Origin of the sequence: Actinomycetospora succinea, assembly GCF_004363095.1 — a bacterium.
Classification (GTDB): domain Bacteria; phylum Actinomycetota; class Actinomycetes; order Mycobacteriales; family Pseudonocardiaceae; genus Actinomycetospora; species Actinomycetospora succinea.
This window is the reverse complement of sequence record NZ_SNYO01000003.1, coordinates 537,741-559,487: the sequence shown is the minus strand read 5'-3', so window position 1 is coordinate 559,487 and position 21,747 is coordinate 537,741. Positions and strand designations below refer to the sequence as shown.

16 protein-coding genes are annotated in these 21,747 nt (G+C 74.9%); 4 read left to right on the top strand and 12 right to left on the bottom strand.

Features of this window, described 5'->3' with window-relative positions; translation table 11 throughout:
• Positions 1 to 95: 95 nt before the first annotated feature.
• The 3 genes from EV188_RS13925 to EV188_RS13915 all read right to left on the bottom strand — a co-directional run bounded on the left by EV188_RS13925 (position 96) and on the right by EV188_RS13915 (position 5,164).
• Entirely contained in the window at positions 96 to 1,760 is a 1,665-nt protein-coding gene (locus EV188_RS13925; protein WP_133826837.1) for a glycosyltransferase family 87 protein, read from the bottom strand.
• Between the two features lie 36 nt (positions 1,761 to 1,796).
• Positions 1,797 to 4,682, bottom strand: a complete 2,886-nt coding sequence (locus EV188_RS13920; protein WP_279536740.1) for a transglycosylase domain-containing protein — start codon at positions 4,680 to 4,682, stop codon at positions 1,797 to 1,799.
• 74 nt (positions 4,683 to 4,756) lie between these two features.
• Positions 4,757 to 5,164 carry a DUF5318 family protein gene (locus tag EV188_RS13915; RefSeq protein WP_133826836.1) on the bottom strand — a complete coding sequence of 136 codons (408 nt, stop codon included), beginning with the start codon at positions 5,162 to 5,164 and terminating at the stop codon, positions 4,757 to 4,759.
• Between the two features lie 200 nt (positions 5,165 to 5,364).
• On the opposite strand from EV188_RS13915, the gene EV188_RS13910 reads away from it, so the two are divergent.
• Both EV188_RS13910 and EV188_RS13905 read left to right on the top strand, forming a co-directional pair.
• Complete coding sequence (locus EV188_RS13910; RefSeq protein ID WP_133826835.1) at positions 5,365 to 6,039, top strand: PadR family transcriptional regulator; 675 nt, start codon at positions 5,365 to 5,367, stop codon at positions 6,037 to 6,039.
• 54 nt (positions 6,040 to 6,093) lie between these two features.
• Entirely contained in the window at positions 6,094 to 7,170 is a 1,077-nt protein-coding gene (locus EV188_RS13905) for an inositol-3-phosphate synthase (protein ID WP_133826834.1), read from the top strand.
• A gap of 177 nt (positions 7,171 to 7,347) precedes the next feature.
• On the opposite strand, the gene EV188_RS13900 is transcribed toward EV188_RS13905, so the two are convergent.
• Together EV188_RS13900 and EV188_RS13895 are read right to left on the bottom strand one after the other, a co-directional pair.
• A complete protein-coding gene (locus EV188_RS13900; protein ID WP_133826833.1) occupies positions 7,348 to 8,298 on the bottom strand; it encodes a hypothetical protein in 951 nt (316 codons plus the stop codon).
• A gap of 289 nt (positions 8,299 to 8,587) precedes the next feature.
• Positions 8,588 to 11,515: a leucine--tRNA ligase gene (locus tag EV188_RS13895; protein WP_133827117.1), complete on the bottom strand. Its 2,928-nt coding sequence runs from the start codon at positions 11,513 to 11,515 to the stop codon at positions 8,588 to 8,590.
• A gap of 137 nt (positions 11,516 to 11,652) precedes the next feature.
• Here EV188_RS13895 and EV188_RS13890 point away from each other — a divergent pair, with 137 nt between their 5' ends.
• Positions 11,653 to 12,135, top strand: coding sequence for an SdpI family protein (locus EV188_RS13890; RefSeq protein ID WP_133826832.1), 483 nt, complete (start codon positions 11,653 to 11,655; stop codon positions 12,133 to 12,135).
• 1 nt (position 12,136) lies between these two features.
• On the opposite strand, the gene EV188_RS13885 is transcribed toward EV188_RS13890, so the two are convergent.
• The 7 genes from EV188_RS13885 to EV188_RS13855 all read right to left on the bottom strand — a co-directional run bounded on the left by EV188_RS13885 (position 12,137) and on the right by EV188_RS13855 (position 19,724).
• Entirely contained in the window at positions 12,137 to 12,625 is a 489-nt protein-coding gene (locus tag EV188_RS13885; protein ID WP_133826831.1) for a DUF427 domain-containing protein, read from the bottom strand.
• Positions 12,626 to 12,688: 63 nt separating this feature from the next.
• The gene (locus tag EV188_RS13880) at positions 12,689 to 13,480 is read right to left on the bottom strand and encodes an endo alpha-1,4 polygalactosaminidase (protein ID WP_208114178.1); all 792 of its coding nucleotides are present in this window, start codon (positions 13,478 to 13,480) and stop codon (positions 12,689 to 12,691) included.
• Complete coding sequence (locus EV188_RS13875) at positions 13,477 to 14,103, bottom strand: spherulation-specific family 4 protein (RefSeq protein ID WP_133826830.1); 627 nt, start codon at positions 14,101 to 14,103, stop codon at positions 13,477 to 13,479. The genes EV188_RS13880 and EV188_RS13875 overlap by 4 nt, the downstream gene beginning before the upstream one ends.
• Complete coding sequence (locus tag EV188_RS13870; protein WP_133826829.1) at positions 14,100 to 15,542, bottom strand: hypothetical protein; 1,443 nt, start codon at positions 15,540 to 15,542, stop codon at positions 14,100 to 14,102. Before EV188_RS13870 ends, EV188_RS13875 begins: the two co-directional genes overlap by 4 nt.
• The gene (gene pelF, locus EV188_RS13865) at positions 15,533 to 17,014 is read right to left on the bottom strand and encodes a GT4 family glycosyltransferase PelF (RefSeq protein WP_133826828.1); all 1,482 of its coding nucleotides are present in this window, start codon (positions 17,012 to 17,014) and stop codon (positions 15,533 to 15,535) included. Before pelF ends, EV188_RS13870 begins: the two co-directional genes overlap by 10 nt.
• Positions 17,011 to 18,984 (bottom strand): hypothetical protein, encoded by a 1,974-nt coding sequence (locus EV188_RS13860; RefSeq protein ID WP_133826827.1) that lies wholly within the window; start codon positions 18,982 to 18,984, stop codon positions 17,011 to 17,013. Before EV188_RS13860 ends, pelF begins: the two co-directional genes overlap by 4 nt.
• A 149-nt stretch (positions 18,985 to 19,133) precedes the next feature.
• On the bottom strand, positions 19,134 to 19,724 hold the full coding sequence (locus EV188_RS13855; RefSeq protein WP_243741679.1) for a YqgE/AlgH family protein: 591 nt from the start codon (positions 19,722 to 19,724) through the stop codon (positions 19,134 to 19,136).
• 172 nt (positions 19,725 to 19,896) lie between these two features.
• Between EV188_RS13855 and EV188_RS13850 the strand changes: the two genes are divergently transcribed.
• Positions 19,897 to 21,357, top strand: coding sequence for an MFS transporter (locus EV188_RS13850; RefSeq protein WP_133826825.1), 1,461 nt, complete (start codon positions 19,897 to 19,899; stop codon positions 21,355 to 21,357).
• Positions 21,358 to 21,747 lie beyond the last annotated feature (390 nt).

Genomic DNA, 21,747 nt, shown 5'->3' with positions numbered 1-21,747 from the left:
GTGACCAACGAGTAGGTCGCCCGGTGGTGACGGGCAGCCTCACCCGGCCGCCGGTCTCGTCGCCCAGCGACACGCCCGTCCGGGGGCACACGACCTCATCGAGGGACTCCAGTCCGTTCCCGACGGCGCAGCGGGCGGACCAGGGCCTCGATCACGGCGTCGGCGCGTGACAGGCGCCGCATCTCGTCCGGTGCCCCGTCGAGCACGCCGCCGTCGGGGTCGTCGAGGCCCCGGGAGAACGACGGGTCCCGCGGCGTGCGGACCGGGTCGAGCTCGGGACGCAGCACCGTCCGCACGATCAGTCCCGCGACGACGAGCACCGCGACGTCGCGCACGACGACCGCCCCGTAGAACCAGGGCGCGGGCAGGCCCTTGGCGTCGGTGCCGAGGTAGTAGTACATCCGCGGCGCCCACACCAGCGCGTCGATCAGCATCCAGGCGAGCAGCGGGCGCCAGCGCGGGTAGGCGAGCACCGCGAGCGGCACGAGCCACAGCGAGTACTGCGGGCTCCACACCTTGTTGGTCAGCAGGAACGCAGTGATCACCAGGAACGCGATCGAGGCGAAGCGTGGTCGCCGCGGCGCCTTCACCACGAGCACCGCGATCGCGAGGCAGCACACCGCGAACAGCACGGCGCTCACGGCGTTGAGCACCGACGGCGGCTGCCCGGGCGCGAGCGGGCCGTCGAAGCCGCTCCAGCCCGTGAAGCCGGCGACGACGTTGTAGAGCGAGTCGGGGTCGGCGCCGCGCTGGCCGTTGAGCCGGAAGAACTCCCACCAGCCGGTGGGCGCGGCGAGGGCCAGCGGCAGGTTGAGCGCCGACCACGTCAGCACGCCGGCGCACGTCGCCTGCGCCCAGGCCCGCATCCGCCCCGCCCGCAGGCAGAGCAGCAGGAGGGGGAAGAGCAGGAACAGCGGATAGAGCTTCGCGGCGGCGCCCACGCCGAGGATCACCCCCGCGAGCACGGGTCGTCGCCGGGCCCACGCCAGCATCCCGAGGGTCGCCGCGGCGACGGCGAGCGTGTCGAAGTTGGTGAAGGCGTGCACCGCGACCAGCGGCGACACGGCGGCGAGGGCGGCGTCCCAGGGACGCCCGGGTCGCAGCCGCACGAGCGCCCAGACCGTGACCAGCCACGCGAGCGCGAGCCAGAACGCCGACAGGTCGAAGTAGACGACCACCGGCAGCCCGCCCGGGAGCAGCCCCGCGTCGGCACCCGCGAGCCAGAGGTCGGCCAGGCGGGCGTTGGCCCACTGGAAGAACCCGGTGAGCACCGGGTACTCCATGTACCGGACCTGCTCGCTGCCGTCCTCGCGCCGGTCGACCCACGACGTCAGGTACGGGATGCCGCCGACGTCGAGGCGCTCCGCGGTGTAGAGCGGGACGGTGTCCGAGTAGCACATCGCCACGTACTGGCGGCCGTCGCGCCAGTCGAGCTCGAGCCCGTTGTCACCCGGGTACTGCTGCAGGCACGGCGCCTTCGCGAACCACGCGAGCGACAGGACGACCACCGCGAGCAGCAGCACCACCCGCAGCGGCGTGAGGAACCGCGCCCGCCCGGCCACGGCGTGCTCGCCGAGCGGGCCGCCGACCACCGCCGACAACGAGCCGACGAACGGGTCCTCCTGCGTGGGGCGGACCCGCTGGTCCGGGCCGAGCGAGGCCGGGTCGTGGGTGCGGGCCCGTCCACTTGGGCCGCCGTCGGTCGCACCGCCGGCGCCCCCGTCGCCGTCGGTGCTGCTGCGCGTCGGGGCGCCGGTCATGCGGTCCTGCCGGGGGAAGATCGGTCAGCGGTCCGGTCAACCACCGAACAGACCGCCCCCAGGGTTCTCGCCACCGGTGGCGCCGTCGCCTTGTGCGCCGTCACCGCCTCCGCCGCCATCACCCTGCGCGCCGCCGCCGTCACCACCGCCTTGGCCGCCGTTCTGACCGTTGTTCTGGCCGTTGTCGCCGCCGCCCTGGTTGCCCTGGTCGCCGCCGTTCTGGCCCTGGTCGCCGCCGTTCTGGCCCTGGTCGCCGCCCTGGCCCTGGTCACCGTTCTGCTGCTCCGGCGGGCACGGCTGGCCCTCGACGCACTGCTGGTCCGGCGGCGCGGTCGGGGTGGTCTGCGGCGGGGCGCCGATCGGGCGGAAGTCCGAGAACTGCTCGACGGGGTCGTTGCGCACGGCGTCGTTCATGTAGCCCTGCCAGATCTGGCCGGGCACGCCGCGCCCGTAGATCGGGCGCCCGTCGCGGGTCTTGATCGGGGTGTTGTCGTCGGTGCCGACCCACACCGCGGTGGAGATCGACGGCGTGAACCCGACCGTCCAGGCGTCGTTGTTCTGCCCGTCGACCGACGACTGCACGGTGCCGGTCTTCGCCCCCACCGGGCGCCCGCCGGAGAGCGCGATGCCGGAGTGGTCGGCCACCTGCAGCATCGACTCGGTGACGTTGCGGGCGAGCTGCTGGGTCATGCGCTGCTCGCCCGCCGGCGCGCCGGCGTCGAAGAGCACCCGCCCGTCGGCGGTGGTGACGCGGCTGACGAGGTGCGGCCGGTGGTAGACGCCGTCCGCGGCGAACGTCGCGTAGGCCGCGGCCATGTCGCCGGGCCGGACCTCGCGGTCGCCCAGCGAGATGCCGCCGCTGGGGTTGGGCAGGTCGGCCGAGATGCCGGCCTGGTGCGCGGCATCGGCCACGCGCTGGGGGCCGACCTGCACGCCCAGCTGGTAGAAGACGGTGTTGATCGACTGCGTCATCGCCGTGCGCAGGTCGCAGTTGGCGCAGTTCTCGCCCTCGTTGTTCTCGACCTCGGTGCCCGCGATGGTCTGCGGGCTCGACCCGTCGAAGGTGGTGCCGAGACCGATCGGCGAGGGGTTGCGCTGCAGTCCGGCCAGCAGCACGAACGGCTTGAACGACGAGCCCGGTTGGCGCTGGGCCTGGGCGTAGTCGAAGCCGGAGCCGTCCTCGCCGCCGTAGTAGGCGACGATCGCGCCCGTGCGCGGGTCGACCGAGACGAGCGACGTGCGCAGGTTCTGCGGCTGGCCGCGCAGGCGGCGCTCGACGGACGCGACGGCATCGTCCTGCAGGTCGGGGTCGATCGTCGTCGTGACCTGGAGGCCCTCCTGGTTCACCTGCTGCTCGGTGATCCCGTAGGTGTTCAGCTCGTTGCGCACGGCGGAGACGATGTGGCCGCGGTCGTTGTCGGGGATGCCGCTGCGCCGGGGCTGCGGCGGGATCGCCGCCGGGAAGACCTGCCCGACCCGTTCGGCGGCGGGGAGCCAGTTCTGGCTGACCATGCCGTCGAGGACGAAGTTCCAGCGCTGCTCGGACATCCCGCGGTCGACGGCGGGGTCCCAGCGCGACGGCGACTGGATGAGCCCGGCGAGCATCGCGCCGTCGGAGACCGAGAGCTGCGAGACGTCCTTGCCGAAGTACGCCTGGGAGGCGGCCTGGATGCCGTAGGCGCCGCGCCCGAAGTAGATCGTGTTGAGGTAGTTGCCGAGGATCTCCTCCTTGCTCTGCTCCTGGGAGATCTTCGCCGCGATCACCACCTCGCGGTACTTGCGCCAGATCGAGTACTCGTCGCCCACCAGCACGTTCTTCACGTACTGCTGGGTGATCGTCGACCCGCCGCCGCTGCCGCCGGTGGCCTGGAGCCACACCGCGCGCAGGATGCCGACAGGGTCGAAGCCGAGGTTGGAGTAGAAGGAGCGGTCCTCGGCCGAGAGCACCGCCTGCTGGACGTGCAGCGGCACCTGGGTGATCGGCACCTTGATCCGGTTGCCCTGCTCGGGCACCAGCGAGGCCAGCGAGGAGCCGTTCGCGTACGAGATCGTCGCGAGCTGGTTGTTGGTCGCGTCGTCGGGCGTGGGCACGCGAAAGAAGATCCAGCCGACGGCGAAGGCCAGGACCGGGCCGAGCACGACGACGCCGAGCGCGACGTAGGCGATGCGCCGCAGGCGCCGGTTGCGGCGCTTGCGGGGGTCGGGTCCGGGGGCGGGGCGCTTCGACCGGCCGCGCGGGGGCTCGTCGCCGCCGTCGTCCCCGCCGCCCGGGCGGGTGCGGGCCGGGGCCACGGCGGTGCCGGACAGGCCGCCGGCGCCCATCCGCGAGGTCGCGGCGGCCGTGGGCGCCATCGCGCGGGTCGCCGTGCCGGTGCGCCCGTTCTCGGCGCGACGGTTCGGGCCGCTGTCGTGGGTGAGCAGGCGCGGCTCGCGCGCGGTCTCACGGCCCTCGGGCGGGGTGACCGTGCCGACGGCGCTGCGCCGCGCGGTCGACGCAGCGACCGCGGCGCCGTTCGAGACCGTCGGCGCCTCGGTGGGCGCGTGGTTCGGGTGGTGGGTGGGGTTCTGCGACGGGGGCACCGGCCGCCAGCCGGGCGGGAGGCCGCCCTCGGGCGGGCGCTGGGGGCCGCCGGGGCCCGGCGGGCGGCCCTGCGGCGGGAGCGGGCGCCCGGGCGGCGGGCCCTGCTGCGGAGGCGGCGGCGGACCGGGCGGGGGTCCGGGGGGACGGCCGTGGGGGCTGCCGTTCGCGCTGCCGTTGCGGGCGCCGTGCGGGCTGCCGTTGCTCGGGGCGCCGTTCGGGCCTCCGGGCGGGCCGTGGCGGTCGCCGGGCGGACCGGACCGGGCCGGGGGTGCGGGCGGGGTGCCGCGATCCGGACCCGGGGGTCGACCACCCCCGCGGTCCGTGCGCCGCTCGTCGTCCACCGATCGCCTCCCGATGCCGGGTGGTTCCCTCGTCCGTCCGTGGGCGTTCCCGTCGGACCCGGGTCCGACCGGCGTCAGGGGGAGGCGGTCCGGCGCCGCCGGCGGCCCCCTCCCGACGCATCGTCGGTTCCCAGGACGTATGACTGTACGAGGTGGTTCCACCGGCACGACCGGCAGACCTCCACGACGTGCACGGTGAACTCGCTGATCGCATCCGCCAACCGGTGGATCTCGTCGGCGGAACGAGCGGATCCGGCGGCCGCGCCGAGCCGTTCACCGAAGATCCACATGACCTCGACGAGGGGATCCCGCTGGCAGAGCGGGCACATCCGCGTGGTCGTCCGGCCGTGGTACGAGGCGGCCTGGAGCAGGTAGGTCCCCGCGTCACAGGCGTCGGCGGTGGCCGTGCGGCCGGCCGCGACGTCCGCGATCGCCGCGCGGCGCTGCAGCGCGTAGTCGACCACCTGACGGACTCCCGGCACGGCTCCAGCCTAGCCATGCGCGCGGCCCTGCGTCCCCTGCTCGCGGGCGGTCGTGGACACCCGGCCCGACTGTGACGTGATCGCGGATCGCCGACGCCTGATGTATCGGTCCGATATGGTCGTCGACAAGGACGCCGTGCTCGACGCGGCGGACCGGCGATCGGGACGGACGGTCCGTCCGGGATGCGGGGGAGGTGGCCGTGCTCGAGCTCGCGGTGCTCGGCCTGCTCCACGAGGCCCCGATGCACGGCTACCAGCTGCGCAAGCAGCTGCACGCCCGCCTCGGCACGTTCCGCGCGTTCTCGTGGGGATCGCTCTACCCGACGCTGCGCAGGCTCCAACGCGCCGGGCTGATCGCCGAGACCTCCGACGCACCGGCCGAGGGGACCGAGGAGGGCGCCGAGACCGCCGCGTCCGCCCGGTCACGGTCGTCGTCCCGGGGCTCCTGGGGCTCCAAGTCGAAGACGCGCCGGGGCCGGCGCGTCTTCGAGCTCACGGCCGAGGGCAAGGACCGCTTCGACGAGCTCCTCGCCGAGGTCGGGCCGCAGGCGTGGGACGACGAGAGCTTCGGCATCCACCTGGCCTTCTTCTCCCGCACGCCGGTCGAGGTGCGGATGCGCATCCTCGAAGGCCGGCGCCGCCAGGTGGAGGAGCGCCGCGAGGGGCTGCGCTCGACGCTGTCCCGCGCGGGCGAGCAGATCGACCACTACACGCGCGAGCTGCACCGCATCGGCCTGGAGTCCACCGAGCGCGAGGTCCGCTGGCTCAACGAGCTGATCGCGGCCGAGCGCGGGGAGACCCCGCCACCGGCAGCTCCGCCCACCCCCGACGACGAGCCGGGCGCCGGAGCCCGCCCGACCCCGAACGGCGCCTGACCCGCAGGTCCCGTCACCCGTCACCCCCAGAAAGAGACACAGAGGAGAACAGCCATGGGTTCGGTCCGAGTGGCGATCGTGGGCGTGGGGAACTGCGCCTCGTCCCTCGTCCAGGGCGTGCAGTACTACGCCGACGCCGACCCGGCCGCTTCGGTGCCGGGGCTGATGCACGTGGACTTCGGCGGCTACCACGTCGGCGACCTCGAGTTCGTCGCGGCGTTCGACGTCGACGCGAAGAAGGTCGGCCAGGACCTCGCCGACGCCATCGTCGCGTCGGAGAACAACACGATCAAGATCGCGGACGTCCCGCCCACCGGCGTCACCGTCCAGCGCGGTCCGACGCTCGACGGCCTCGGCCGCTACTACCGCGAGATCATCACCGAGGCCGACGGCGACCCCGTCGACGTCGTCGCCGCGCTGCGCGACGCGCGGGCCGACGTACTCGTCTCCTACCTCCCGGTGGGCAGCGAGGACGCCGACAAGTTCTACGCGCAGTGCGCCCTCGACGCGGGCGTCGCGTTCGTCAACGCCCTGCCGGTGTTCATCGCGTCCGACCCCGAGTGGGCGCAGAAGTTCACCGACGCCGGGGTTCCGATCGTCGGCGACGACATCAAGTCCCAGGTCGGCGCGACGATCACCCACCGCGTGCTCGCCAAGCTCTTCGAGGACCGCGGCGTGCAGCTCGACCGCACGATGCAGCTCAACGTCGGCGGCAACATGGACTTCCAGAACATGCTCGAGCGCGAGCGCCTGGAGTCGAAGAAGACCTCCAAGACCCAGTCGGTCACCTCGCAGGTGGACCGCGACATGGGCAAGGGCAACGTCCACATCGGCCCGTCGGACCACGTGCCGTGGCTCGACGACCGCAAGTGGGCCTACGTGCGCCTCGAGGGCCGCGCCTTCGGTGACGTGCCGCTCTCGCTGGAGTACAAGCTCGAGGTCTGGGACTCCCCGAACTCGGCGGGCATCATCATCGACTGCGTGCGCGCCGCGAAGATCGCGCTCGACCGCGGGATCGGTGGCCCGCTGCTCGGCGCGTCGTCGTACTTCATGAAGTCGCCGCCGGAGCAGTACCGCGACTCCGTCGCCTACGACCGCGTCGAGTCCTTCATCCGCGGCGAGGACAGCTGACCGACGGTCGACGCGGGTGGGGCGCGCCGGCCGTTCTGAGCGAAGGGCACCTTCGCTCGGATAGAGCGGCGAGGGGCGCCCATCGCCGGATTCCAGCGCGGTACCAGGTTCTGAGCGAAGGGCCCCTTCGGTCGATCTTGTCGACCGAAGGGGCCCTTCGCTCGTCCGGGACGAGGCTCAGGCCGCGCTGGGCGATACCTGCCGGGCTCGCAGTTCCTCGAGAGCAGCGCGGAGCTTCCGGCGCACGCCCGCGGGGTCGTCGCGCACTTCCTTCGGGGTGAGGGGAACGACGAGGTAGCCGGCTGCGGCGAGCTCTCCGTGGCGCCGCATGGTCGCGTCGTACGTCTCGAGGTCGGCGTGGTGGGCGAAGGAGTGGAGCTCGATGACGAGCGGCACGCCGTCGACCAGCCCGTCCACCGTGGCGAGAGGGGAACCGTCCGGTCGCTCCAGCTCGACGTTCCACCGCACGGCCGGGAAGTCGTCCATGCCTAAGACCAGCTCGCGGAGCCACGCCTCGGCCGCCGACAGGATGCCGTCCTCCAACTCCGCGATCACGATCCGCACCAGGGCCGCGCCCCGGCACGAGCCGGCCTCGATCTCGGCGCGCAGCGCGGCGACCGTGACCTTGTGCCGCTGGACCGCCTCGCAGAGCAGGGCCCGGACGTCGTCGATGCGACTCAGGCGGCGCGCGCCGTCGAGGAGCGCCCTGTGCAGCGCCGCGCAGCGGATGCCGTCGAGGATCCGAGACGTCGGCATCCGCTTGGTCCGTTCGGCCACGAGGAACCCCTCGGAGCGGTGCCGGTTCCGGTGCGGGATGAGGACGTGGACCTCGTCGTGCTCTGGCACTCGCTCGAGACCGTGGAGCCGGCAGGCGGCGAGGCCCGTGACGACGGCGTCGTCGCCGGCGACGAGCAGGGCGGCGACGAGTCGCTGGTGGACCGTGAGGACCCCACGGGCGAGCGCCACGAGACCGAGGAGCGGGCGCCACCAGACCCCGCCCACCTTGCGGCAGCGGAAGACGATCGTGCTCGACGGGACGCCGAGCGCGCGGAGATCACGGACGAGGATGAGGCCGTCAGGAGCGGCGGCGCCCACCGCGTTCCAGTCGACCCGTGCACGACGAGGCATGCCTGGTTCGACGCACCGCGGACGCCGTGGGATCCCGTTTTGCGCGAAGGGACCGTTCGCTCAGAACCCAGGGTGGGCGCAACGGGTCGCGGGGTGGCTAGACGCCGCGCGGAACATTCCGGCGGAGGGCGCCCACCGCCCGTCTATCCGAGCGAAGGTGCCCTTCGCTCAGAACTGGCGCGACGGGCATCGGCCGGCGAGCACTCGGTTCGTCCGGCGAGGGGCGCCCCTCGCCCGTCTATCCGAGCGAAGGTGCCCTTCGCTCGGATACCAGGAGCCACCCGAAGTCTCAGCGGACGATGTTGACCAGGCGGCCGGGCACGACGATGACCTTGCGGGGCTCGGCGCCCGCGAGGAGCTCGGCCACCTTGGTGTCGGCGAGCGCGGCCGCGCGGACGTCGTCCTCGCCGGCGGCGGCGGGCACGGTGATCCGTGAGCGGACCTTTCCGTTGACCTGGATGGGGTACTCGACGGTGTCCTCGACGAGCAGGGCCGGGTCGGCCTCGGGGAACGGGGCGTAGGCCAGCGTCTCCGCGTGGCCCAGCCGCGACCACAGCTCCTCGCCCAGGTGCGGGCACAGCGGCGCCAGCAGGAGCACCAGCGGCTCGATCACCGAGCGCGGGGCGCCGCCGTTCGGGTAGGTCTTGGTCAGGTGGTTGGCCAGCTCGATGAGCTTCGCGACGGCGGTGTTGTAGTGCATCGCCGGTAGGTCGCGGCGCACGCCGTCGATCGCCTTGTGCAGGGCCGTGAGGGTGTCGCGGTCGGGCTCGACGTCGGAGACCCGCAGCTCGCCGGTCTGCTCGTCGATCACCAGGCGCCAGACGCGCTGCAGGAAGCGGTGCGAGCCGACGACGTCGCGCGTCGACCACGGCCGCGAGGCCTCCATCGGGCCCGTCGACATCTCGTAGAGCCGGAAGGTGTCGGCGCCGTACGCCTCGCACATCTCGTCGGGCGTCACCACGTTGCGCAGCGACTTGCCCATCTTCCCGTACTCCTGGCGGACGGGCTCACCGTTCCACGTGAATCCCGTCGACGACGAGGAGTCCTCGACGACCTCCTCCGCCGGCACGTAGACCCCGCGCGCGTCGGTGTAGGCCCAGGCCTGGACGTAGCCCTGGTTGAACAGCTTGCGGAACGGCTCGGACGAGGTCACGTGGCCGAGGTCGAACAGCACCTTGTGCCAGAACCGCGAGTAGAGCAGGTGCAGCACGGCGTGCTCGACGCCGCCGACGTAGAGGTCGACGCCGCCGGGGTCGCCCGGGGTGCGCGGGCCCATCCAGTAGCGCTCGACGTCGGGGTCGACGAAGCGCTCCTCGTTGTGCGGGTCGAGGTAGCGCAGGTAGTACCAGCACGAGCCCGCCCACTGGGGCATCGTGTTGGTCTCGCGCACGTAGTCGGCGAACCCGCGCTCCGGGTCCGAGGGCAGGTCCGCGGCGAACGACACCCAGTCGGTCGCGCGGGCCAGCGGCGACTCGGGGGAGGAGTCGCGGTCGTCGGGCGCGTACGACTTCGGCGAGTAGTCCTCGACGTCGGGCAGCAGGACGGGCAGGTCGCCGTCGGGCAGGCCGCGCGGGATCGACGGGCCGCCGTCGGTCTCGCCGTCGGCCGCGTAGGCGATCGGGAACGGCTCGCCCCAGTAGCGCTGGCGCGAGAACAGCCAGTCGCGCAGCTTGTACTGCACCACCGACTCGCCGGCGCCCTTCCCGGCCAGCCACGCGACGATCGCCGCCTTGGCCTGGTCGACCTCGAGCCCGTCGAGGCTGACCTCGTCGTTCGCCGAGTTGATCGCCGCCCCGGCGCCGGTGTACGCCTCGCCGTCGAAGTCCGCGGGGGGCTGCACGGTCCGGCGGATCGGCAGGCCGAAGACGGTGGCGAAGTCCCAGTCGCGCTGGTCCTGGCCGGGCACGGCCATGATCGCGCCGGTGCCGTAGCCCATGAGGACGTAGTCGGCGACGAAGACCGGCAGCGCCTCGCCGTTGACCGGGTTGGTGGCCCAGGCGCCGGTGAACACGCCGGTCTTGTCGCGGGCCTCCTGGCGCTCCAGGTCGGAGCGGGACGCGACGACGCTGCGGTACTGGGCGACCGCCTGGGCCGGGGTGTCCGCGCCGCCGGTCCAGCGGCCGTCGAGCTCGTCGCCGGTCGGCGGCGACGGCCACGCGTCGGGCGTCAGCGCGTCGACCATCGGGTGCTCGGGCGCCAGCACCAGGTACGTGGCGCCGAAGAGGGTGTCGGGGCGGGTCGTGAAGACCTCGATGGGCGGAGTCGATGGTCCGGCTCCGCGGCGCTCCGCATCCGCCGCCGTGTCGAACCGGACCTGCGCCCCCTGCGAGCGCCCGATCCAGTTGCGCTGCATCGTCTTGACCGAGTCCGGCCAGTCGACGCCGTCGAGGTCGTCGGCCAGGCGGTCGGCGTAGGCGGTGATCCGCATCATCCACTGGCGCAGGTTGCGGCGGAACACGGGGAAGTTGCCGCGCTCGGAGCGCCCGTCGGCGGTGACCTCCTCGTTGGAGAGCACCGTGCCCAGCGCGGGACACCAGTTCACCGGGGCGTCGGCGAGGTAGGCCAGGCGGTGGCCGTCGAGGACGCGGTCCTGCTCGGGACGGGAGAGCGTGGTCCAGTCGCGGCCGTCGGGCAGGGCGCGGATGCCCGCGCGGAACTCGTCCTCGAGCTCGGTGATCGGGCGCGCGCGGCCGGCCTCGGTGTCGTACCAGGAGCCGTGGATCTGCAGGAAGATCCACTGCGTCCACCGGTAGAAGTCGGTGTCCGTGGTGGAGACCGAGCGGTGCTGGTCGTGGGCCAGGCCGAGCTGGCGGATCTGGGCGCGGTAGCGCGCGATGTTCGCCTCGGTGGTGGTCCGCGGGTGCGTCCCGGTCTGCACCGCGTACTGCTCGGCGGGCAGCCCGAACGCGTCGAAACCCATGGTGTGCAGCACCGTGCGCCCGCTCATGCGCAGGAAGCGGCCCAGGACGTCGGTGCCGATGAACCCCAGCGGGTGCCCGACGTGCAGCCCGGCGCCGGACGGGTAGGGGAACATGTCCATCAGGTAGAACTTGTCGCCCGCCGGCGGCGCGTCCGGGGACGGGTTCGCGACGGCGAAGGTGTCGGCGGACTCCCAGTGGTCCTGCCAGCGCCGCTCGATCTCGTTCGCGAGCGCGGCGGTGTAGCGGTACGGCGGGGCGCCGTTGCCGCTGCCGGCACTGTCGGCGCGGCTCGCCACCTCGGGCTCGGCGGTCACGGCTTCCTCCTGCGTATCGATCGGGGGTCCTCCCGCGGGGATCCCGCGACCGGGTCCGGCGCCGCACGACGGGGCACCGCGGATCCCTGCGAGGACGCAGGCGAGCCTACTCTGGGGGTGTGATCGTCCCGGCCCTGGTCCTGGCGGCGGCGGCCCTGGTGGTGGGCGGCGCCGGCGTCCTCGCGATGTTCCACCGCCTGCCGCGCAACCGCGTGCTCGGCGTCCGCACGGTGTGGACCATGGGCAGCGTCGACGCCTTCCGCCGCGCCAACCGCGCCGCCGCGCCGGCCTTCGTCGGCGCCGGCGTCGCCGGGCTCGTCGGGGCGGGGGCCGCGCTCGGCGCCGCGACGACCGCGGCGGGCGTGACGATGCTCGTGCTCGGCGCCCTGGCGCTGGTCGGCCTGCTCGGTGCCGGCGGCGTCGTCGGTTCCCGCGTCGCGGACGCGGAGCACGCCGAGAACGACGCCCTCATGGCCCTGCCGGCGACGCCGTGCACGGCGGTGACGCCGGAGGAGCCCTCCCCGGCCGACGAGTGCGCGCCTGCCACGGGCCTGTGCGGGGGCTCGTGCGCGATCTGCCCGCGAGCTCAGGCAGAGGCCTGAGTCACCAGCCCCAGGTGCCCGGCGCGCCCTTGAACGGGCCGACGACGTCCGCGGTGATCCACCCGCCGTAGAACCCGCCGGGCTGGGGCTCGACGCGCTCGCCGTCGAGGGTGATCTCGTCGAACGGGGCGGGGTAGAGCGCGACGCGGTCGGCGAGCGCGGGGTAGACGGCGTCCTCGGGATACCACCAGCCCACGTCGGTCAGCGGCGCCGCACCCGGGACCACGATGTCGACGTAGCGCGCGGTCCCCTTCCACTCGCAGACCGTGCGCCGCTGCGCCGGACGCAGGACGCCGTCGGCGAACGCCGTGCGCGGCAGGTACCACGTCGGCGGGTGGCTGGTCTCGAGCACGCGGACGAGGTCGTCGGAGTCGGCGACGACGGTGCCGGCGTGCGTGACGACCGCGCGCCGGCGGACGGCCTCGGCGCGCGGGGGGCGCGGGTAGTCCCACACCGATTCCTGGCCGGGTCCGGGTTCGACGCGTCGCACGGCGTCGACGCTAGGCCCGGTCGGAGCACTCGGCGCGACGAGCGAGCGGCGACACCTCGTGGCTCAGGGCGCCGGGGCGGGGCAGGTCTCCACGGGGGCGTCGAGGACGATGTTCTTGCGGATCGAGCGGAACCCCGTCGGCGGCGGGCAGAACGACGCCAGCGGGAGGTCGTACTCCACGTGGTAGACGGGCTTCTGCGCCGCCACGAACGGCGCGAGCGCCTCGCACTCGCGGTACTGGGCGCACTGCTCGTTGACCGCGAAGTCGAAGTCGCCGACGAGGTCGTCGACCTGGTCGAGGTCGTTCTTCAGCCCGACGGCCAGGCCGCGCTCGTGGGCGAGGCGGGCGAGCAGGCGGTTGTAGGCCAGCTGGTCGTCCTCGGTGAGCGGGAAGCCGGTGGGGTGGGTGTAGCCGTCGACGTTGTCGGGCTCGACGGCGTCGAAGCCCTTCTCCTTGCACAGGTCGAAGCGCGCCGCGAGCCAGGGCTCGAGGACGTCGGTGCGCCGGACGTCGAGCCAGTACTCGTCCGGCCAGTCCTCCAGCTCCTGCCCGCGCACCTCCTCGGGCAGCGCCCCGGCGTCCGGCCGCCAGTCCTCCAGCGCGCCCGCGTTGACGTAGCAGACGACCTGGCGCCCGTCGGCGTGCAGCGCCGCGACGGTCTGCGCGGAGGTGCTGAACAGGTCGACGTCGTAGGTGGCCGCGTCGACGGACGTGTCCACGGGGCCCTGGAGCTGGTACTGCCAGGTGCTGCCCGCCGGCGCCGGGACCCCGCCGCCGGCCCCGGCGGGCGACCCGCACGCGAGCGCCATCATCAGCCCGCCGCACACGAGGGCCACGAGGCCCGCGCGCGTCACGGGCCCAGCCAGGTCGGCAGCGCGCCCCAGGGGTTCGGTAGCGCCGCCCCGGTGGCGTAGGCGTGGGTCGCCCCCAGCGCGGTCGCCCGCGCGAGCGTCCGCTCCTCCTCGCCGTCGGGCACCCCGTGGACGAGGTGCCAGGTGGCGGCGAGGCCCGGCGGGTCCGGCGTGTCGAGGGCGGCGTGCGCCGACCACGGGCCCTCGAAGGTCACGACCACCGCGGCCAGCCGCAGGTAGCCGGGGTCCGGGCGCACGCCCGGGTTGAGGATCAGCGCGGCGTCGACGGCCGCCGCGAGGCGCGCGTAGTAGGGCAGGTGCTCGGCCGACGACGTGACCTGGTCGGCGAAGACGGCCTCGATCCCGTGCAGCCGGCAGTACGCCGCGACGTCGGCGAGCACGTCGGCGAGCGGGCGGCGGGCGTAGTCGGTGTCGACGTAGCCGGCGACCAGCCCGGGCAGGTCGCGGACCGCGGTCCGGTACGCGGCGTCGCCGGCGCCGGGCCCGGTGTCGGGGTTGACCACCACGATGCCCAGCCGGTCGCCGAGGGCCCGCAGGCGCGCCCAGTCGGCGGCCTCGCGCCGCGGGTGGAAGTAGGCGGGGACGCCCACGCTCGTGACGCTCATCGGTGCCGCACCGGGACCCCGGCGGAGCGCCGCACGAGGACCCCGAGGACGGCGAGCAGCACCACGCCGGTCCCGAGGTGCCAGAGGATCGCCGCGGTGCCGGAGGCGGGCACGGCCTGGCCGCGCACGATGAACGCCGCCAGCCCGGCCACGGCCGCCGCGAGCAGGGCGAGGACGCGGTCGCCCCGGCCGAGCGCGGTGGCCACGGCCGCGGCGAAGAGTGCGGTGCCGAGCACGACGTAGTCGGCCCCCAGCAGCACCAGGCGGACGTCCCAGCCGGGCATCGAGACCGCCACCGCCGCGCCGAACAGCACGGTCGCCCCCGTGAGCGCGACGAGGTACAGCAGATGGGCGCGCAGCGCCGCGTGCCGCGCCCCGCGGGCGAACCGCGACGCCGAGCCGGTGGCGGCGAGCAGCGCCCCGGTCCGCTCCCGGAAGCGGACGAGGAGCCACTCCGCGACGCCCGTGGTCAGCACCAGCGGCAGCGCGAGCGAGGTGAGCGTGAGCGGCAGCGGGTCGAACCCCGGGTCGAGCAGCTGCTCGAGCGCCGGGAACAGCACGAGCACGGCGACGAAGAGCCCGAACCCGACCTGCGCGCCGGCGTGCGTCCACGCCGACCGGGGCAGAGCGGACACCGGCCGGCGTCCGCCGCGGGTCGCGACGAGGGCGAGGACGACCGCGAGCACCACCGACGCGGCCGGCCACAGCAGGTCGCGGGCGGGGACGCCGCTGGTCGGGTTGGCGAGCGCGCTCGCCGGCCCCTCGTGCGGCACGAGCAGACCGAGCACGGCGCCGACGACGGCCGGGAGCAGCGCGCCGAGCAGCCAGGCCTCCCGGCCGCACAGCAGCAGGGCCGCCGCCGCGAGCAGGTACGCCGCCTGCCCGGTGAGCAGCACGACGGTGACGAGGTCGACCGACATCGTCGCCGTGAGCACCAGCGCGCCGAACACCGCCGCGACCGCCAGCACCAGCGCGACGCCGGTCCCGACGAGCAGGGCGCGCCGCAGGAAGCGCCGGGCGGCGGGCCGGTCGAGGTTGCCGAGGTACGACCAGGCCACGCTCGCGACGCCGTACGCCGCCGCCCAGGCCAGCACCAGCCCGCCGAGCATCAGCGTGGCCGACACCGGGTCCTCGCTGGGCAGCAGCGCGAGCGCGACCACCGCGGGGACGGCGTAGAGCACTCCCCGCGCCGGGAGCCACCGCGGGTCGCCGGCCGTGGACCACGTCCGGCGCGGGGGCGCGGCGGCGGGTTCCGAGCGCGGGCGGCGCCGGTCGGCGACGAGCCGGCCGGCGAGGTCGAAGACGTCGGCGGCGCCGTAGCGCTGCGAGGCCACGCGGTCGTTGACCCCGGCACCCTCGATCACCACGGCCGCCTCGAAGCGGGTCGTCGACGAGCCCGCGGCGTGCGCGACCGCGGAGTCGACACGTTTCACGCCCATCCGCGGCCGACCTCCTCGACCGTGCGGCCCTCGTCGGACGGCGCGGGGGCGAGGCCGTGGGGCGCCGGCGCCGCGGCGGACCCGGTGTGGTGGGCGTAGATCGCCCGGATGTCGGTGCGGAAGCGGTCGAGCGTGAACCGCCGCCGGGCGTGGTCCCGCCCGGCGCGGGCGAGCTCCCGGCGCAGCGAGGCGTCGGTGAGCAGCTCGACGCACGCGTCGGCGAACGCCGCCACGTGGCCCGCCGGCACTACGATCCCGCCGTGGCCGACGGCCTCGGCGACGCCGCCGACGTCGGTGGCGACCACCGGCCGCCCGCACATCGCGGCCTCGATGACGGTCAGCGGCAGGCCCTCGGAGACGCTCGAGAGCACCACCACGTGGCCGGCCTCGAACGCGCGGCGCACCGGGCTGATCGGCCCCTCGAACACCACGGCGTCGCCCAGGCCGAGCTCGGCGACCAGCGCGTCGCACGAGGCCCGGTAGCCCTCGTTGCCCGCGGGCACGCCCCCGAAGAGGCGCAGCCGGGCGCCGGGCACCGCGAGGCGGACCCGGGCGAACGCCGCGAGCAGCGTGTGGAGGTCCTTGAGCGGGTCGATGCGCCCGGCGTAAACGAGGGTCGGGACGTCCGGTTCGGTCGCGAGCGGCGCGAGCCCGGCGGGGTCGACCCCGTTCGGCAGCAGCCGCACCGCGTCCGGGCGGGCGCCGCCCTGCAGCGCCCAGCGCGCGTTGAAGCCGCTCACGGGCAGCACCGCGTCGGCCCGCCGGTAGCCGAGGCCGGTGAGCGCGGCGTAGAACCCGTGCAGAGCGGCCCGCTCGGCGCGCCCGGCGCCGGAGCGCCGCGTCGCCATCAACCGTTCCCGCAGGTAGACGCCGTGCTCGGAGAGCAGCACGGGGGTCCCGTGCTCCCAGGCGGCGCAGATCCCCAGCAGCATCGCCGGCCCGTTGACCGTGCAGTGCACGAGGTCGGCCCGCGGCGCGGGGAGCTGCAGCGGGCGCAGGAAGTGCTCGACGAGGTCGGTCACCGCCAGGGCGTCGGCGAGGGTCGGGGTGAGCTCCGGGAGCGCCGCGGTCACCTCGAGCACCAGGTCGACGGCCTCCTGGCTGCGCAGCGCCTCGGTGAGGTCGACGGTGCGGGCCATGTCGCGCAGCGTCCGCACGGCGTGCTCGAAGTCCCGCGGGGCGGCGAGCCCGCCGAGCAGCATCGCGTCGAGCAGGTCGGTGTAGGTCCGCAGGAACCGGCGCCCGGGCGGCCGGGGCCGGCGGGGGCGCGCCGGCTCGGCCCAGAGCCCGATCCGCCGCACCGCGGCGACGTTGGGCGGCGGCGTGTAGGTCGCCGTCTCCCGTCCCGACCCCGACAGGGCGACGACCTCGAAGTCGATCTCCGGGAGGCTCCGGACGAGCTGGGCGCACCAGTCGCTCACGCCACCCGCGTGGATCGGGTACGTCCCCTCCGTCACCAGCGCGACCTTCACGGGGCCACTCCTCCGATCCGTTGCTCCCCGGCGACCGGGACCCAGCCCGAGCGCGTGGTGCCGTAGGGCTCGCCGAACGCGCCGTCGAGCGCGGGCGGCACGGTCACCGGGACGTCGACGGGCCGGTCGGACGCCCCGCCCGACACCACCGTCACGATGCCGTCCTGCAGCCAGGCGCGGGTGCTCCCCGCCGCGGTGGCCCAGGCGGCCTGGCGCCCGAGCACCTCGGCCGACTGCGTCATCGTCGGCACCAGCAGCGGGCGCGCCTCGGTGTAGAGCGCGCGGTAGGAGCCGAGGACCTGGTCCAGCACCGGGTAGAGGGTGCGGTCCTCGGTGAGCTGCGGCTGGTGCACGTAGTGGGGCCGGGGGTCGTTGGCCAGCGCGTGCCCGAGCGCCTTCGTCACCTCCATCGGCACGATCCGCCCCAGGAACCCCGCCCTCGGATCGCCCGCCGGCACGGGCGGCACGCAGCCGCCGTCGGCCTCGCAGGTGCCGTCACCGCCGTCGGCGCGGGAGGTGTGCGACCAGTTGTACTGGTCGACGGTCTCGGCGAACGTGGCCGTGTCGAAGTCGAGGTCGATGGGGTGGCGCGGCACGGTCCGCGCCCCGCCGATCGGGCGCTGGCCGGCCTCCTTCGACGCGTCCGCGGCGACGCTGCGGATGCCCTCGTCGTCGAGCGCGCCGGCGAGCCCGGGGTTGTCCTCGGGCATCTCCTCGTCGCCGCGCAGGCCGCTGTGCTCGCCGGTGACCAGCTCGGACGGGTTGATCGGCAGGCCGACGTCGCGCGCGAACGCGGTGTTGCGGGCCACCTCGTCGTCGATCACCCGCTCGGGCACGTACCGCGTCCAGCCCAGGAGGGGGACGGTGGCGCAGCGCCAGGGCACGACCCCGTGGTCGCGGACGCAGCCGAGGTACTGGTGCGACCAGGTGTGGTTGATCCAGCCGAAGGCGCCGCGCCGCGCGAGCAGCGCCGCGAGCAGGGGGTCGTCGCCGCCGGGCGCGGCGAGCCGCGAGCCCGCCCCGTTGAAGGCCAGGTCGAGGCGGAAGTCGTGGTCGTGCGACCAGCTCGCCGCGGCGTCGACGTCGGCCGGGGTCATGCGGATGGTCGGCGCCGGCGGCACGGTCGGCGGGCAGTCCGCCCCGTAGGCGCAGTGGGCCCCGGCGACCCAGCGCGCGTCCGGGAGGAGCACGTCGTCGACGTGGACGGCGAACCAGGCGCGCCGCATCCCGAGGTGCACCCCGCGCGTCAGCCACTCGACGAGGCCCGGCGCCAGCGCGGCGAAGGGCATCGACCCGGGCGCGTAGGAGAACGAGAGGCCGAGCTCCTCGCGGCCGCCGGTGCGCAGGACGCCCAGCAGCGGCCCGCGGTGCGTCCCGTCGGGCGAGCTCCCCGTCAAGAGCGTCGTGTAGCCCGCCAGCGGGGTCCCGATCTCGACCCAGGTGTCCTCGCCGACCGGCACGTCGCCGCGCATGTCCCCGAAGCCGTCGGCGCGGGCCGCATCGGTGAGCCGGGCGACCCCGCCGTCCAGCCGGCCCGACCAGCCCGCACCTGGGCTCGGCTCGGCGAGCCCGGTCCGCGCCGTCGCGCGCACCGTGGCGTTCAGCTGGCGCAGGCGGAACTCCCGCTCGACGTCGTGGAGCACCGTGAGCTCGGCGGGGGCCAGCTCGACCGGCGCGTCGCCGGGCAGCACGACACCCTGGTAGCGGGCGTGCGGCACCGCGTCCGGGACGGTCAGCGAGGCGCGGTCGACCGGGCGACGGGCGGGGTCGGACAGGTCGACGACGTCGGTGGGCACCCCGCCCTCGGTGAGCGCCTCGAGGACGGCGTCGACCTCGGGGCTGCCGTCCTGGACGACCAGGACGCGGAGGTCGACGCGCGGGCCCGGGGGCGCGGCCGAGGCCGGGACGGCGACCAGGACCGTCGTGGTCAGCGCGCAGAGCAGCGGCACCAGGACACGTCGAGCGCCCACCCGTCCCCCCGATCCACCCGCGACGACGGTCATCGTGTGTCCGGGCGTGGACCGCGCCCAAGGGTTCTCAGCAGGTCGGGGGACCCCTGGTCACCCGATGGCGTCACGGAACGTCGGCGCTCCCGCCCCGCACGCCACAGGGATGAAGATCAGTTGCGGCGGGGCTCGCTGACGTGGGTGGCGAGGAGGGCGAGGGGGACGCCCTGGCGGCGCAGCACCCCGCCCCAGAGGTCGTAGCCGGCGGGGGCGAGGACGTCGTCGGGCAGGGCGGGCACGACGTACCAGTCGCCGCGCCCGATCTCGCCGTGCAGCTGGCCCCGGTCCCAGCCCGAGTAGCCGGCGAAGACGCGCAGGCCGCGGACGCGGGGGGCGAGGTCGTCGGGGTCGCCGTCGAGGTCGACGAGCGCGAGGGGGCCGCGGACGCCGACGACGCCGCCGGTGCTGGCCGGGTCCTCGCCGGTGCGCAGGGCCGCGAGGCACAGGGCGGTGCGCTGCTCGACCGGCCCGCCGACGAAGACGGCGTTGGGGCGGGTGGTGTGCGGGTCCCAGCCGGGCAGGACGTCGGCGACCGAGACCTCGCTGGGCCGGTTGAGCACGACACCGAGGGTGCCGGCGGGCCGGTGGTCGATCACGAAGACGACCGAGCGCGCGAAGTTCGGGTCGGTCAGGGTCGGGGAGGCCACGAGCAGCGTCCCCGCCTCGACCTCGGCCTCTTGATGTTCACCCACACCACTGGCCACGCGTCCCATCGTCGCACCGGCACGGCCCGGCGCGGCAGGCGCGTCGGGGCGTCGTCCTTCTCGCCGAGGTGATCGGGCGAGACGGGGCACGGCCGTGCGCCGATCGGGCGGACCGGCCTCCGGGACCGCACCCGGGGCCACGGTCGTCCCCGACCGCGTAGCGTGGGCTCCCGTGTCCGTTGCTCCCGGTCCGACCGCTCCCGCGGTGGGCGGGGCGACCCCGTCGCCGGGCCCGGTCCGGCGGTTGCGCGAGCTGCTGACCCACCCCGGCTTCGGCAAGCTGCTGACGGTCCGGCTCGCCGCGCAGTGGGGCGACGGCGTGTTCCAGGCCGCGCTCGGCGGGCTGGTGCTGTTCAGCCCGGAGCGTGAGGCCGACCCCCTGATGGTCGCGCTGGGGCTGGCGACGGTCCTGCTGCCGTACTCGCTCATCGGCCCGTTCGCCGGGGCGCTGCTCGACCGCTGGGACCGGCGCCGCGTCATGATCGTCGCGGGCGCCCTGCGCGGGGTGCTGACGCTGATCACGGCGGCGGTGGTGCTCGCCGGGGTCACCGGGCCGGGGCTCTACCTCGGCGCGCTGGCGACGATCGGCGTGAGCCGCTTCATCCAGGCCGGCCTGTCCGCGGCGCTGCCCCACGTGGTCGCCGACGAGCACCTGGTCGGCGCGAACTCGCTGGTCACGACCTCGGGCGCGGTCGCCGCGGCCATCGGCGCCGGCTGCGCGATCGGGCTGCGCGGGATCATCGGCCCCGAGGACGCGAACGCGGCGTGGACGACGTCCGTGGCCGCCGTCGGCTCGCTGGTCATCGTGCTCGTGGCCGCGACGATCGCCCGCGGCTCGCTCGGTCCCGACGAGCGCAGCGAGGCCGCGCAGGCGCTGCGGGCCGTGGCGCACGGTCTCGTCGACGGGGCCCGCGCGGCCCGCGACGCCCCCGGCGTGCTCGCCGCGTTCGGCGCCGTCGCCGCCCACCGGCTGGCGTTCGGCATCACGACGCTCGTGGTGATGCTGCTGATGCGCAACTCGCTGACCGACGTCGGGCCGCTCAAGGCCGGGATCGCCGGGCTGGGCGAGGTGGTGGCCGTCGTCGCCGCCGGTCTCGGGGTCGCGGCGTTCCTCACCCCGTGGCTGACCAGCAGGGTCGGGCGCCCCGGCACCGTCCGGATCATGCTCGTGCTGGCCGCGGTCGCGCTGCTCGGGCTGGGCCTGCCGATGACGCTGCCGACGATCCTCGCCGGGTCGTTCGTGCTCGGGCTCGTCGGCCAGGCGATCAAGCTCTGCTCGGACGCCGCGGTGCAGCGCGAGGTCGGTGACGATGTGCGCGGGCGGGTGTTCTCGCTCTCGGACACCACGTTCAACGTCACCTACGTCGTCGCCGTGGCCGGCGCGGCGTTCCTCTGCCCGCCCAGCGGGCGCTCGCCGCTGCTGCTGGTGATGGCCGCCGCGATCTACCTGCTCGGGCTCGTGGTGCACGAGCTGGCGCTGCGCTGGCAGGCGAACCGTCAGGGCGGCGCTCACGGTGGGACCCAGCCCGCCGCCCCCTCGTTCACCAGCGCGTCGACCGACCCGTCGCCGTCGGTGTCGAGCAGCAGCACGTCCCAGCGCGCGGAGGGCGAACCGGGCTCCGACGACAGGTAGGCGAGCTCGTGGCGGCCGTCGCCGTCCGCGTCGACGAGCAGCTGCTCGGCGCGCCCGTCGCCGTCGAGGTCGCACACCACCTCCGAGCCGCTCTCGTGGTCGGCGTCCACGGCGACGCCGTCGAGCACCCCGTCGCCGTCGGTGTCGAGCGCCGCCACCGCGTCCGACGACCGGCCGCGAACGTCGGCCCAGGTCAGCGTCGCGCCGAGCGGCTCCGGGCCGGGCAGGTCCGCGCGGGTGTCCCAGAGCCCGCGCCCCGACGGGTCGGTGTAGGCGTGGTCCGGGCGGCCGTCGTCGTCGAGGTCGAGCACCGAGCGGTCGGCGACCCCGTCGCCGTCGGCGTCCCACAGCGCGTCGTCGACCCGGCCGTCGCCGTCGAAGTCGAGCGCG